This is a genomic window from Aeromonas sp. FDAARGOS 1416 (assembly GCF_019048085.1).
In the GTDB taxonomy this organism is placed as follows: Bacteria; Pseudomonadota; Gammaproteobacteria; order Enterobacterales; family Aeromonadaceae; genus Aeromonas; species Aeromonas veronii.
In genome coordinates, this window is record NZ_CP077301.1 from 4,070,001 (window position 1) to 4,082,666 (window position 12,666).

Here is a 12,666-nt window from a genome sequence, read left to right on the forward strand (position 1 = left end):
TAAGTGGGAAACGATGTGGGAAGGCTCAGACAGCTAGGATGTTGGCTTAGAAGCAGCCATCATTTAAAGAAAGCGTAATAGCTCACTAGTCGAGTCGGCCTGCGCGGAAGATGTAACGGGGCTCAAACCAGGCACCGAAGCCGCGGATTCACACTTATGTGTGAGTGGTAGGGGAGCGTTCTGTAAGTCTGCGAAGGTGTATCGAGAGGTATGCTGGAGATATCAGAAGTGCGAATGCTGACGTAAGTAACGATAAAGGGGGTGAAAAGCCTCCTCGCCGGAAGACCAAGGGTTCCTGTCCAACGTTAATCGGGGCAGGGTGAGTCGACCCCTAAGGCGAGGCCGAAAGGCGTAGTCGATGGGAAGCAGGTTAATATTCCTGCACGACTTGTAATTGCGATGGGGGGACGGAGAAGGCTAGGTGGGCCAGGCGACGGTTGTCCTGGTGAAAGTGCGTAGGTGGTGTTTCTAGGCAAATCCGGAGACACAACACTGAGACACGAGACGAACACACTACGGTGTGGAAGCCATTGATGCCCTGCTTCCAGGAAAAGCCTCTAAGCTTCAGATTACAAGTCATCGTACCCCAAACCGACACAGGTGGTCGGGTAGAGAATACCAAGGCGCTTGAGAGAACTCGGGTGAAGGAACTAGGCAAAATAGAACCGTAACTTCGGGAGAAGGTTCGCTCTTGATGGTGAAGTCCCTTGCGGATGGAGCTGTCGGGAGTCGCAGTGACCAGATGGCTGGGACTGTTTATCAAAAACACAGCACTCTGCAAACACGAAAGTGGACGTATAGGGTGTGACACCTGCCCGGTGCCGGAAGGTTAATTGATGGGGTTAGCGCAAGCGAAGCTCTTGATCGAAGCCCCGGTAAACGGCGGCCGTAACTATAACGGTCCTAAGGTAGCGAAATTCCTTGTCGGGTAAGTTCCGACCTGCACGAATGGTGTAACCATGGCCATGCTGTCTCCACCCGAGACTCAGTGAAATCGAATTCGCCGTGAAGATGCGGTGTACCCGCGGCTAGACGGAAAGACCCCGTGAACCTTTACTACAGCTTGGCACTGAACATTGAACCTACATGTGTAGGATAGGTGGGAGGCTTTGAAGGCGTGACGCCAGTTGCGCTGGAGCCGTCCTTGAAATACCACCCTTGTATGTTTGATGTTCTAACGCAGGGCCCTGAATCGGGCTCGCGGACAGTGCCTGGTGGGTAGTTTGACTGGGGCGGTCTCCTCCCAAAGAGTAACGGAGGAGCACGAAGGTTGGCTAATCCTGGTCGGACATCAGGAGGTTAGTGCAATGGCATAAGCCAGCTTAACTGCGAGACGGACAGGTCGAGCAGGTACGAAAGTAGGTCATAGTGATCCGGTGGTTCTGAATGGAAGGGCCATCGCTCAACGGATAAAAGGTACTCCGGGGATAACAGGCTGATACCGCCCAAGAGTTCATATCGACGGCGGTGTTTGGCACCTCGATGTCGGCTCATCACATCCTGGGGCTGAAGTCGGTCCCAAGGGTATGGCTGTTCGCCATTTAAAGTGGTACGCGAGCTGGGTTCAGAACGTCGTGAGACAGTTCGGTCCCTATCTGCCGTGGGCGTTGGATGATTGAAGGGAGTTGCTCCTAGTACGAGAGGACCGGAGTGAACGAACCTCTGGTGTTCGGGTTGTCACGCCAGTGGCACTGCCCGGTAGCTAAGTTCGGAATCGATAACCGCTGAAAGCATCTAAGCGGGAAGCGAGCCCTGAGATGAGTCATCCCTGACCCCTTGAGGGTCCTAAAGGGCCGTTGGAGACCACAACGTTGATAGGTGGGGTGTGTAAGCGCAGTGATGTGTTGAGCTAACCCATACTAATTACCCGTGAGGCTTAACCATACAACACCCAAGAAGTGTTCTGAGGCTTGTAGCAAACGAGCGAACTACTAATTCAGTGATAACGACAAGCCACGGGCAACATCGTTATTCACGTCAACTTTCCAAGATTGAAGAATTTGCCTGGCGGCCATAGCGCCGTGGAACCACCTGATCCCATGCCGAACTCAGAAGTGAAACGCGGTAGCGCCGATGGTAGTGTGGCATTCGCCATGCGAGAGTAGGACACTGCCAGGCACCCAATTAAACGGTGATGTGAAAACACATAGCCGGCTGCGAGGATGACACCTCATAAAGAAGCGGCAAAAGATTTAGCGCAAGCTAACCGAATGCGGAGCGGTAGTTCAGTCGGTTAGAATACCGGCCTGTCACGCCGGGGGTCGCGGGTTCGAGTCCCGTCCGCTCCGCCACTAATTTGAAGGCCTTCCCTGATGGGAAGGCCTTTTTGCTATGGGCGATTTTGTTCAGTGACCCACAGATTTGCACACAGGAACTAACACAAAGCTCGGCTTCACGACCGGGCTTTGGTGTTTTTAGCGTGTTAAACCACCAATATCTGGCGTTTCCCTGCCAAGTAAGAGTGCCAGATAGCCTCTTATTCCCACTATTTTCGGGCTATATCAGAGTCTTATCAGTTTCATTTACAGCTATCTGAATGACTCTACAGGTGGTCAAATCAGGCTTCTGTCGCTTGCTGGCTACAGAGCAGTTCCACATTGACCACCTCCGCTTCCATCTGCACGTCGATCTTGAAACCCAGCAGCTTGGCTAGGTTGGGAATACCGAGATTGCCGGATTAATCAGGTACCGTTCAAGCAAAGAGGCCTTCCCGACGGGAAGGCCTCTTTGCTTTATCTATCAGCTGATTACCATCACTCGGTCTATTTATCAGGGCTTCTCTTTGTTGCCAATGCTCAGGCCGAGCTTGATGGAGAGGGCCGCCAGTAACAGCAACATCATAATCAGAGAGAAGAAGTTGCTGCCAAGCTCCGGGTATTGCACCTTGAGCAGCGCAGAGTGACCGAAGGCACCGATAAAGAAGCAGAGCAGGGTACAGATGGGAGTGTTGCCCACCATGGGCTCATGGCGATAGTGCTGAAAGAGCTGGTAGGCCGCCAGCCAGAGGGCAATCAGCGGGAAGAAGGAGAAAGGCACGACCGAGTTGGTCAGCACGGCCAGAGAGGCATCGCCACAGATACCAATCAGCATGGCCATGGCGAGCGGTTTTTTCGGGATCATAAGCTGTTCAGTCATATCGTTCTCCATCCTGTGGTCATGGGTGAGGTTCACGGCGCTTCTGGTTTTGTACCTCGGCGCCCATGGCGATCATCCGCAGTTGGCGAATTGTTCGGTCGGAGAGTGCCCGGCACTCTTCGCTGGTCATGTCGAGCGCATCGGCACCGGCACTGAAGACGATGGTGACCATGGCTTCTGCCTGGATATAGGCATCTTCCCGTGGTGCTTCGGTGGTGGCTTCCAGATAATCGGTCAGCTCTGCGATAAAGTGCTGGATTTCGCGAGCCACCGCCTGACGAAAGGCGGCCGAGGTGCCGGAGCGTTCCCGCAGCAGCAGCCGGAAGATGTTGGGGTTGTTCTCGACGAACTCCATAAAGGTTTGCACCGAGGTGCTGATGACACTGCCGCCACCGGCAATGCGCTGGCGTGCCTGGCGCATCAGTTGGCGCAGGGTGAGACCTCCTTCGTCAACCAGGGTCAGGCCCAGCTCCTCCATATCGCGAAAGTGGCGATAGAAAGAGGTGGGCGCGATACCCGCTTCGCGAGCGACTTCCCGCAGGCTGAGATTGGAGAAACTCCGATTGGCGCACAGTTGGCTGAATGCAGCATCGATCAATGTACGCCGGGTTTTTTCTTTTTGTTGAGCGCGAATACCCACGAAATCAGTCACCTTCAGCTTAACGAGGACAAATGATAACCCGAAGGCGCCTCAGGATCAGGTTTGTATCCTACTTTTTTACCATTGACCGTGAGGAAATCACCATAGAAAATGGCTAACAGCTGTTCGCTGAAAGGATGCAATGAGATGGCCAGACCCCCCATTATTTTCACCAATACCCTGCTGTTCTCCCTCTCCGGGATAGTGGCGCTGATTGTCGTGCCCTGGTACGGCGTGAGCCACGGTTACGATCTCTGGCAGTGGGCCAGTTTCCTGTTGTTGTTTTGCCTTAGTGGTCTCTCCATCACCGCAGGTTATCACCGGCTCTGGTCGCACAAGGCCTACAAGGCGCACCCCGCTTTGCAGTGGTTGTTTGCCATCGGCGGTGCGTTGGCGCTGCAGAATTCGGCCCTGCACTGGTCGGCCGATCACCGCCGTCACCATCGTCATGTGGATGACAACGATAAAGACCCCTACAGCGCGGGGCGCGGTTTCTGGTATTCGCACATCGGCTGGATGTTGCGGGAGTATCAGGGAGATCGCTATGGTGATTACAGCAATGTGCGAGACCTGCAAAACAACCCGGTGGTCGCGTTTCAGCACCGTCACTATCTGACGCTGGCACTGGCGGCCAATCTGGGGCTGCCGCTGCTGCTTGGCCTGTGGCACGGGGACTTGCTCGGCATGTTGCTGTTGGCGGGCGTGCTGAGGATGGTGATGACTCACCACACTACCTTCTTCATCAACTCGCTGGCCCACATCTGGGGCAGTCAGCCCTATACCGATCGCAATACCGCTCGCGATAACGGCATCCTGGCTTTTTTCACCTTTGGCGAGGGGTACCACAACTTTCACCACCTGTTCGAGAATGACTACCGCAACGGCATTCACTGGTGGCAGTTCGATCCGACCAAGTGGTTGATCCGGCTCGCCTCCTGGTGCGGTCTGGCGGGAGACCTCAGATCTTCGCCGGAGGAGCGTATCGAACAAGCCCGGCTGCAGATGCAGCTGAAACGGGCACAAGCCAAGTTGCGCAAGCAGGAAGATCGCGAACTGTGGCAGGCGCTGCTGCAGGAGGAGTACGACAAGCTGAGCCAGCAGTTGCAACACTATTACGCCAGTCGCAAGCGGCTGCTGGAGCTGCGCAAGCGCAAGGCGCTGGCGCGCTATGACCGCCTCAAGCTGCAACTGGAGTATCGGGCCCTGCGGGACGGCTTTATCGCAGGTAAACGCAACTGGAGTCGCCTGCTGGCAGGTATTGCATGATGCCGCCCGGTTATCACAGAGACTAAAAGAGAAGACCGCCTGCTGGCGGTCTTCTCTTTTATGATTCAACTCAAGCTAGTTGGCTTGGCTCTGCTGTTGCTGCAACTGATCCAGTGCCTGCTGCTCCTGCTGGCTGAGACCGAGCTGTTCACAGGCCTGCTCAAAGCTGATCCCCAGATGGCGCATCATGATATCCAATAACGGGAGGGCTTAGTTGGCTTGGCTCTGCTGTTGCTGCAGCTGATCCAGTGCCTGTTGCTCCTGCTGGCTGAGACCGAGCTGTTCGCAGGCCTGCTCAAAGCTGATCCCCAGATGGCACATCATGATATCGATGGCGGGCAGATAGTTTTTCATAGCTTCTTCCATGGTGATCCTCCAGACCCGTCACTTATGCCCTGAACCACTCGGTGCGGCAATTAGACTTTAGGCTTAGCCTGCCCATTTGATAAGCACCCCTGCCACTGGGGGAGGGAATTTGTTACCCTGCACCATGATAAAAACGGTTGCCGTATGACTGCGAGCAACAGGTGAGGAGCAGGGCATGTTATTGAGTTTCTTGATCATCGCTTCAGGTTGGTGGCACATCCGTGCTGCCTACGGTTCAGACAGCCGCCAGTTCTATATCAGCAAGCCGCTGACCATGCTGCTTATCATCGCGTTGGCGTTCGGCTACCAGAGTTATGACCACGATGGTTCACACGCCTGGATCCTGCTAGGCCTCTGCCTCTCGCTGGCGGGCGATGTGCTGCTGATGCTGCCAAGCGATCGCTTCATTCAGGGGTTGGCGGCATTTCTTGTCGCGCATCTCTGCTATATCGTCGGTTTTGCTCAGGGGCCATTGTTGCTCAATCTGGTGGATGGTTTGCTGCTGTTGCTGATCGCTGGCATGGTTTTTGGCCTGCTGTGGGGCAAGCTGGGGGAGATGCGGATCCCGGTCTTCTGCTACATGCTGGTGATCATCGGCATGGCCTGGGTGGCCGCCGGTGCCTGGCACGCCTCTCTCACTGCCGGTTCGGCCGCCGCTCTGGTGGGGGCGCTGATGTTCCTCTTCTCCGACAGCATGCTGGCGCTCGATCGCTTCCGCCGCCCCTTTCCCCACGCCCGCGCCTGGGTGATGAGCAGCTACTTCGCAGCGCAATTCCTGATTGCAGGGTCGCTGGCGGGATAACGTCTTCTGGTTGAGTGCAGGTAACAGATAACGAAAAACGGGCATTGGCCCGTTTTTTGTTTTATGCCCGGCGTTTTTCACGCCTCTAGCGGCTCGGCATCCGCTGCCCGTGGGGCGGGGGATTTGAGCAACAACATCAGGCCGCTGGCGATCAGCAAGAAGATCCCCATGATGTAGAACACCTGGTTGTAGGCCATGATGGCCGCTTCCCGGTTGATGGTATTGGCCAGCATGGCGTGGGCTTGCTGCTGGGCAATCTCGGGGCCTGAACCCTGCGCCATCATGCTCTGGGCCAGTTGCAGCAGATAGTTTTGCCCCTCGATACTGCTGGCGGCCAGAGTGCTGCCAATCTGCAGCACATGGGTGCGGGTATCGTTGTCGAGCAGGGTCGCGATGATGGCGATACCGAACGCACCACCCAGGTTGCGCAGCACGTTGAGCAGGGTCGAGGAGGAGGGGATCTCGTCGTGACTCAGGCTGGCGGTGGCGACCAGGGAGAGCGGCACCATGATGAAGGGTTGCCCCAGCGCCCGCACGATAAGCGACTGGATCAGCTGCGGCCCGGCGTAGTCGGCACTCATGTTAACGTTCATAAAGCAGCTGACGGCGAAGATCAGGAAGCCGAAGCTCACCAGATAGCGCGGGTCTATCTTGTGGGTCAGTTTGGGCACCAGCGGTAGCACCAGCAGTTGCGGCAGCCCCATCCACATAAGGACTTCGCCGATTTCCAGCGCGTTGTAGTTGTGGATCTGGGTCATGTAGAGCGGCAACACATAGATAGATCCCATCAACGCCATGCCGAGGATCAGATAGGCGAAGCAGGCCAGCGCGAAGCGCGGGTTGTGCAACAGCCGCAGATTGACCAGTGGGTGACGGCGGATCAGCTGGCTGATGACAAAGAACACCAGCGCCACCGCCGAGATGACCGCCAGTCGCACGATGAAGCTTGAACCGAACCAGTCCTCCCGGTTGCCCTCTTCCAGCACCACCTCCAGCAGGCCGAGGCCAAGCGCCATGGTGACAATCCCGATAAGGTCGACCCGCTTGATCACGGCCCAGTCCACCGGTTTTTTATCCAGCCCGTGGGCCAGCATGGCCATCACCAGCAGTCCTGGCGGCACGTTGAGATAGAAGATGTAGTGCCACGACATCTGCTCGGTGAGCCAGCCACCGAGGGTCGGGCCGATGGCGGGGGCGAAGGTGGCGCAGAGGCCAAACAGCGCCATGCCGGTGGCCCGCTTCTGTAATGGCAACAGGGTGACGATGAGGGAGAAGGCCATCGGGATCAGCGCCCCGCCAGTGAAGCCTTGCAGCGCCCGGAAGACGATCATGCTGGTGAGGTTCCAGCTGAACGAGCAGAGCACGGAGGCGGCGATAAACGCACCGGTGGTCCAGAGCAGGTAGCGGCGCACACTCAGCCCTCGGCTCAACCAGCCGCTCAGGGGGATGGCGATCATCTCCGCCACCAGATAGGAGGTGGAGATCCAGGAGCTCTCGCTCAGGGTGGCTGACAGGGCCCCCTGAATATCCTTCAGGGAGGCATTGGTGATCTGGATATCGAGGATGGCCATGAAGGCGCCGATAAGCCCCCCCATGACCGCGATCCAGTTGCGACGTGGAATGGGTTCCATCAGTTGGCAGCTACCACGGGCTCAGGAGTGCGGGTATCCACGATCACTTCGGTCGAGAGACCCGGCAGCAGCTTGCCTGCCAGTGGGCCCGGCTCGGGGATGCGGATCTTGACCGGCACCCGCTGCACGATTTTGGTGAAGTTGCCGGTGGCATTTTCCGGTGGCAGCAGGGCGAACTTGGCACCGGTGGCCGGCGCCAGGCTGTCGATGATCCCCTCGACCGGTTGATCCGGGTAGGCATCGAGTACCACTTCGACCTTCTGGCCCGGCTGCATATGGGCGAGCTGGGTCTCTTTGAAGTTGGCCTCGACCCACACCTGTTGCAGCGGCACCAGGCTGGCGACCTGCATGCCGGACTGGACGTAGAGCCCTTCCCGCAGACTGCGCTTGCCGATGATGCCATCGGCCGGCGCCCGCAGCTCGGTATAACCTAGCTCCAGCTTGGCCTGCTCCAGTTGTGCTTCGCTCAATGCCAGCTTGGCCAGATTCTGTTTGCGCTCGGCATCCAGTACCAGCAGTCGCTCACGGGCCGCCTGCAGGGCGGCTTGGGCCTCTCGGGCTTGCGCCTGATTGACCTGCAGGCCGGCACGTACCTCGTCCAGACTGTCTTGCGAGCTGTAGTGACGCTGGTTGAGCTGGCTGATGCGGTTGACTTGCTGGCTGGCGCGCAGCTGTTCGGCCTTGGCGGAGGCGACCTTGGCCTCGGCCTGCTGGATCAGGCTCAGTTGTTGGGTGCGAGTGGCGGCCAGATTTTCCGCCGTCGCCTGATTGAGGCGCAGGTCGGCTTCGGCCTCCGCGACCCTGGTTTTGTATTCGCGATCATCGAGACGAGCGATCAGTTGGCCCGCTTTGACCGGCTGGTTGTCGGTGACCAGCACTTCGCGGATATAGCCGGGCAGCTTGGAGCTGATCCCGGTCACTTCACTTTGCAGATAGGCGTTATCGGTGCTTTCAAAATAGCGGCCGTGAAGATACCAGTAACCGGCGAACAGCAGACCGAGCAGCGCCAATATCATGGCTGCCAGCAGGGGAATTTTTTTGTGTTGACTCATTTTTGTGATTCCTGAACTTAAGGGGCGCAGGCTAACACTGGTCAACTGTTTCGATTAGTATTGGTTCACGAGATATACAGTTTCACTGGTGCAACAATGGATCTCAATGCCGCGTTAATTCTGGTGCGTATCGTCGACAAGGGCTCGTTTACGGGGGCCGCCCGCGAGCTGGGGATGACCAAGGCGATGGTCAGCCGCCGCATCGCCGAGCTGGAACAGCGGCTCGGAGTGCGTCTGCTCTATCGCTCCACCCGTCAGCTCACTCTGACCGAGGAGGGGGAGAAGTACTACCTGCACTGCAGCAAGGCGGTCGATGCCCTGACCGAAGCCGAGCTGATGCTGAGCGCCAGCCAGCAGGAGGTAACCGGCACCCTCAAACTGGCGGTGCCCATCGAGACGGGGCAACTGGTGGTCGGGCGCTTGGTCGCCAAGTTTTTGCAGGCCTATCCCGCCCTGCAGGTGGAGCTGGAGCTGACCAACCGGGTGGTGGATCCCATCAGCGAAGGGCTGGATGCGGTGGTGCGGATTGGCGACATGAGCGACTCCAATCTGGCGGCGCGCCGACTCTGGAGCACCGGAAGGCTGCTCTGTGCCAGCCCGGACTATCTGGCCCGCAGCCCGGTCATCGAGCGGCCGGAGGATCTGGCCAACCACGAGCGGGTGACGGTGAGCAGCGGGTTTCTCGCCTCTCACTGGTGTTTCGAGCTGGATGGCAGAGAGGTGCTGGTTGACCCCCCATCCCGTTTTCGGGTCAATAATATTACCTGTGCCCGGGAGGCAGCGAAGGCGGGGCTGGGGTTGGCTTCGTTACCCGCTATGCTCTGTCAGGATGAGCTGGCCAGCGGCGAATTGGTGATCCTGCTGCCAGAGTGGCAGCAACCCAGGGTGCCAATTTATTTGCTGTTTCCGGAGCGGCAACTGATGCCGCGCAAGTTGCGGGCATTCATCGATTTCATGATTGAGAACGGCGCCGAGTTTGGCATCGACAAGTTGTTGTAAGGGGGAGCTATGGATAACTGGATCAATCTCTATCGCGCCTCACACACCCTGGAGGCGCACGCGTTGAAAGGGGCGCTGGAGGCGGAAGGGGTGCTGGTGCGCCTCAATGGCGAGGGGCTGTCTGGCGCCCTTGGCGAACTGCCGGTCGACATGTTGCAGGTGACCCTGATGGTGCGGGCCGAGGATCGCAGCAAGGCAGGAAGGGTCATCGAGCGTTACCAGCAGCGTCAGGGTAACGGCTGGCTGTGCGGCCAGTGCGGGGAGGAGAACGGCGCCAACTTCGACGTCTGCTGGCGCTGTCATCACGATCCCCACGACAGCTGATCTTTCTTCCGCTAGCGCGGCGGGAACTCGATATCTTCACCTGCGCTGGCATCGTGATAGATCGCCAGATCCAGTTCGTTTTCGCTGCGGGCGATCAGCACCGACACCAGAATATCCCCCGATACATTGACCGTGGTGCGCGCCATGTCGAGGATCCGGTCAATGCCTGCAATCAGAGCCACCCCTTCCAGCGGCAAGCCCACCGCCGTCAGGGTCAGGGTCAGCAGCATCAGCCCGGTGCCCGGGGTGCCTGCGGTGCCGATACTGGCCAGGGTGGCGATGCTGATGATGGTCAGGTAATCGACCATGTGCAGATCCACACCGAATGCCTGAGCTACGAACAGCGCAGTCACTCCCTGATAGAGGGCGGTGCCATCCATGTTGATGGTGGCGCCGATGGGCAGCACCTTGGCGGTGATGGCGGGGGAGACACCCAGCCGCTTCTCGGCGCAGGCCAGACTGATGGGCAGGGTGGAGTTGCTGGAGCTGCTGGTGAAGGCCACCGCCTGGGCATCAACGATGCTCTTGAAGTAGTGCAGCGGATTGAGCCGTGCCAGCAGGAGCAGCAGGGTGCTGTAGACCCCTAGCACGTGCAGCAGGCAGCCGAGGTAGACGGCGCCGATCACCTTGAGCAGCGGCAGCAGCAGAGCGAGACCGTACTTGCCGGTCATCCAGGCCATCAGGGCGCAGACACCGTAGGGGGCGAGCGCCATCACCATCTGGGTCAGCTTGAACATCCCCTCTGCCAGCGAGGTGAAGAAGAGGATGGCGGGGCGGCCACGGCGACCGCTGGCATTGAGGGCGACCGCCAGCGCCACCGCAAAGACAATTACTTGCAGGATCTTGCCATCCACCATCGCCTGTACCGGGTTGCTCGGCACCAGATGGCTCAGCACGCTGGCCAGGGTGGGTGGTTCCGACATACCGATCCGCTCATAGGGGCCCATGTCGGCGCCCATGCCGGGCTCCAGCAGCCAGCCCATCATCAGGCCGATGCAGATGGCGATGGCGGTCGAGCAGAAGTAGAGGCAGATCGCCTTGCTGCCGATGCGATCGAGGGCCTTGCCCTTGAGCAGCGAGGTGAGGCCGGCGATGACCGAACAGAAAATGAGGGGCACCATCAGCATCTGGATGGTGTTGACGAACAGGACGCCAAGGGGCTTGAGCAGCAGGGCTTGCTCTTCAAAGCCGACGCCCAGACCCACCCCTGTCAGCATGCCGATCAGAGTCTTGAGCCAGAGTGGTCGGCGGGTCCAGATCTGCCAGGGCTTGAGAGCCTCTCCATGGAACAGCATGACGCCAATATCCTTATACATTGTCTGCGATGGCCAAAAAGGGGCGCCAGTGTAGCGATCCCTGACGCGGGTTGCCACATTATCGACAAAGCAGTGGCGGTGACCACTCCCCTTACCAGGAAATGCGCAATTTATTGGCCTATATCAAGATCCCTCCGGGCGGGGAGATATTTAATTGGCATTAAATATGTTCATTATTGAGGTGAGAGATGTCGCAATCGGTTCATGGTCACGAAGTGATGGAGATGATGCTGGCGCAAGGGGGGCAATTTACCCGTGCCAGCCTGAAACAGGCGATGGCCGAGCGGTTCGGTGCCGAGGCCCGTTTTCATACCTGCAGCGCCAGCGAGATGGATGCGGAAGCGCTGATCGACTTTCTGGCCGCCCGAGGCAAATTCATCGACTCGGCCGAAGGTTTCCAGACCCGCGCCGACAAGATTTGCAACCATGGTTAATCCCGTTGCGAGCGCATCATGGCGCTCGCTCAATTCTTCGCCCTTTGCTATATTTCGCCCCCTCTCTTTTCCCTATTCAGGGCGTAGCCCGGGCGTTGTATGGATACTTTCTCTGCCGCAGTCATGCTGTTTCTGATCATGGACCCGCTGGGCAACCTGCCGGTCTTCCTCTCTATCCTGCGTCATATCGATCCCAAGCGACGTCGCAAGGTGATGGTGCGCGAGCTGCTCTTCTCGCTGGCCATCATGATGCTGTTCCTGTTCGTCGGTCAGCAGATCCTCGGTTTCCTCAACCTGCGGCAGGAGGCGGTCAGTATTGCGGGGGGCATTATCCTGTTCCTGATCGCCATCAAGATGATCTTCCCGAGTGAGGGGGGCGTGACCGGGCTGGCGGCGGGCGAGGAGCCTTTCCTGGTGCCGATGGCGATCCCGATGATCGCCGGTCCGTCGATCCTCGCCTCCTTGATGCTGCTGGCCAATCAGGAGCCGACCCGGATGGTGGACTGGTCGCTGGCACTCTTTCTGGCCTGGGCCGCCAGCGCGGTGATCCTGATGTTCTACGAGGTATTCAACAAGCTGCTGGGTGAGCGGGGACTCACTGCGGTGGAGCGGTTGATGGGGATGCTGCTGGTGATGATCTCGGTTCAGATGCTGCTGGACGGGGTTCATCACTATCTGGCGGTGACCGGTCAGGGCTGAGC

The 12,666-nt window shown here is 58.3% G+C and carries 12 protein-coding genes, 1 tRNA gene and 2 rRNA genes (1 of these 15 cut by a window edge); 9 read left to right on the plus strand and 6 right to left on the minus strand.

The genetic code is table 11. From position 1 onward, the window contains the following. The 3 genes from I6L46_RS18530 to I6L46_RS18540 form a co-directional block, all read left to right on the plus strand. A 23S ribosomal RNA gene (locus tag I6L46_RS18530) occupies positions 1–1,884 on the plus strand; it begins 1,006 nt to the left of the window's first position. Between the two features lie 119 nt (positions 1,885–2,003). After that, positions 2,004–2,118 (plus strand): 5S ribosomal RNA (rrf, locus tag I6L46_RS18535). 96 nt (positions 2,119–2,214) lie between these two features. Beyond that, positions 2,215–2,291 (plus strand) — tRNA-Asp (locus I6L46_RS18540). A 478-nt stretch (positions 2,292–2,769) separates the two neighbouring features. On the opposite strand, the gene I6L46_RS18545 is transcribed toward I6L46_RS18540, so the two are convergent. Together I6L46_RS18545 and fabR are read right to left on the minus strand one after the other, a co-directional pair. Further along, complete coding sequence (locus I6L46_RS18545; protein ID WP_139429529.1) at positions 2,770–3,135, minus strand: YijD family membrane protein; 366 nt, start codon at positions 3,133–3,135, stop codon at positions 2,770–2,772. A 19-nt stretch (positions 3,136–3,154) separates the two neighbouring features. Further along, entirely contained in the window at positions 3,155–3,775 is a 621-nt protein-coding gene (gene fabR / locus I6L46_RS18550) for an HTH-type transcriptional repressor FabR (protein ID WP_005339921.1), read from the minus strand. A 147-nt stretch (positions 3,776–3,922) separates the two neighbouring features. Here fabR and I6L46_RS18555 point away from each other — a divergent pair, with 147 nt between their 5' ends. Beyond that, positions 3,923–5,041 carry a fatty acid desaturase gene (locus I6L46_RS18555; protein ID WP_216976660.1) on the plus strand — a complete coding sequence of 373 codons (1,119 nt, stop codon included), beginning with the start codon at positions 3,923–3,925 and terminating at the stop codon, positions 5,039–5,041. A gap of 210 nt (positions 5,042–5,251) precedes the next feature. Here I6L46_RS18555 and I6L46_RS18560 read toward each other — a convergent pair whose 3' ends face one another. Beyond that, positions 5,252–5,395 carry a hypothetical protein gene (locus tag I6L46_RS18560; protein ID WP_162182404.1) on the minus strand — a complete coding sequence of 48 codons (144 nt, stop codon included), beginning with the start codon at positions 5,393–5,395 and terminating at the stop codon, positions 5,252–5,254. A 187-nt stretch (positions 5,396–5,582) separates the two neighbouring features. Between I6L46_RS18560 and I6L46_RS18565 the strand changes: the two genes are divergently transcribed. After that, on the plus strand, positions 5,583–6,209 hold the full coding sequence (locus I6L46_RS18565) for a lysoplasmalogenase (protein ID WP_005348507.1): 627 nt from the start codon (positions 5,583–5,585) through the stop codon (positions 6,207–6,209). 77 nt (positions 6,210–6,286) lie between these two features. Here I6L46_RS18565 and I6L46_RS18570 read toward each other — a convergent pair whose 3' ends face one another. Continuing rightward, complete coding sequence (locus tag I6L46_RS18570; RefSeq protein WP_201996149.1) at positions 6,287–7,840, minus strand: DHA2 family efflux MFS transporter permease subunit; 1,554 nt, start codon at positions 7,838–7,840, stop codon at positions 6,287–6,289. Further along, complete coding sequence (locus I6L46_RS18575) at positions 7,840–8,892, minus strand: HlyD family secretion protein (protein ID WP_108612463.1); 1,053 nt, start codon at positions 8,890–8,892, stop codon at positions 7,840–7,842. The genes I6L46_RS18570 and I6L46_RS18575 overlap by 1 nt, the downstream gene beginning before the upstream one ends. Positions 8,893–8,988: 96 nt before the next feature. Here I6L46_RS18575 and I6L46_RS18580 point away from each other — a divergent pair, with 96 nt between their 5' ends. Then, positions 8,989–9,891 carry a LysR family transcriptional regulator gene (locus I6L46_RS18580; protein ID WP_019444678.1) on the plus strand — a complete coding sequence of 301 codons (903 nt, stop codon included), beginning with the start codon at positions 8,989–8,991 and terminating at the stop codon, positions 9,889–9,891. 9 nt (positions 9,892–9,900) lie between these two features. Next, positions 9,901–10,215, plus strand: coding sequence for a DUF2007 domain-containing protein (locus I6L46_RS18585; protein ID WP_005339933.1), 315 nt, complete (start codon positions 9,901–9,903; stop codon positions 10,213–10,215). 11 nt (positions 10,216–10,226) lie between these two features. Here the strand turns inward: I6L46_RS18585 and I6L46_RS18590 are convergent, their stop codons facing one another. Further along, entirely contained in the window at positions 10,227–11,510 is a 1,284-nt protein-coding gene (locus I6L46_RS18590; protein ID WP_216976662.1) for a dicarboxylate/amino acid:cation symporter, read from the minus strand. A gap of 209 nt (positions 11,511–11,719) precedes the next feature. Between I6L46_RS18590 and I6L46_RS18595 the strand changes: the two genes are divergently transcribed. Together I6L46_RS18595 and I6L46_RS18600 are read left to right on the plus strand one after the other, a co-directional pair. Beyond that, complete coding sequence (locus I6L46_RS18595; RefSeq protein WP_005357633.1) at positions 11,720–11,965, plus strand: YecH family metal-binding protein; 246 nt, start codon at positions 11,720–11,722, stop codon at positions 11,963–11,965. A gap of 99 nt (positions 11,966–12,064) precedes the next feature. After that, positions 12,065–12,664 (plus strand): YhgN family NAAT transporter, encoded by a 600-nt coding sequence (locus I6L46_RS18600; protein ID WP_013724175.1) that lies wholly within the window; start codon positions 12,065–12,067, stop codon positions 12,662–12,664. Positions 12,665–12,666: the final 2 nt, after the last annotated feature.

Excerpts from the sequence above, each read along its gene's own strand:
- I6L46_RS18545 (WP_139429529.1), bottom strand. The coding sequence starts at position 3,135 with ATGACTGAACAGCTTATGATCCCGAAAAAACCGCTCGCCATGGCCATG.
- I6L46_RS18555 (WP_216976660.1), top strand. The coding sequence starts at position 3,923 with ATGGCCAGACCCCCCATTATTTTCACCAATACCCTGCTGTTCTCCCTC.
- I6L46_RS18560 (WP_162182404.1), bottom strand. The coding sequence starts at position 5,395 with ATGAAAAACTATCTGCCCGCCATCGATATCATGATGTGCCATCTGGGG.
- I6L46_RS18565 (WP_005348507.1), top strand. The coding sequence starts at position 5,583 with ATGTTATTGAGTTTCTTGATCATCGCTTCAGGTTGGTGGCACATCCGT.
- I6L46_RS18570 (WP_201996149.1), bottom strand. The coding sequence starts at position 7,840 with ATGGAACCCATTCCACGTCGCAACTGGATCGCGGTCATGGGGGGGCTT.
- I6L46_RS18575 (WP_108612463.1), bottom strand. The coding sequence starts at position 8,892 with ATGAGTCAACACAAAAAAATTCCCCTGCTGGCAGCCATGATATTGGCG.
- I6L46_RS18580 (WP_019444678.1), top strand. The coding sequence starts at position 8,989 with ATGGATCTCAATGCCGCGTTAATTCTGGTGCGTATCGTCGACAAGGGC.
- I6L46_RS18585 (WP_005339933.1), top strand. The coding sequence starts at position 9,901 with ATGGATAACTGGATCAATCTCTATCGCGCCTCACACACCCTGGAGGCG.
- I6L46_RS18590 (WP_216976662.1), bottom strand. The coding sequence starts at position 11,510 with ATGCTGTTCCATGGAGAGGCTCTCAAGCCCTGGCAGATCTGGACCCGC.
- I6L46_RS18595 (WP_005357633.1), top strand. The coding sequence starts at position 11,720 with ATGTCGCAATCGGTTCATGGTCACGAAGTGATGGAGATGATGCTGGCG.
- I6L46_RS18600 (WP_013724175.1), top strand. The coding sequence starts at position 12,065 with ATGGATACTTTCTCTGCCGCAGTCATGCTGTTTCTGATCATGGACCCG.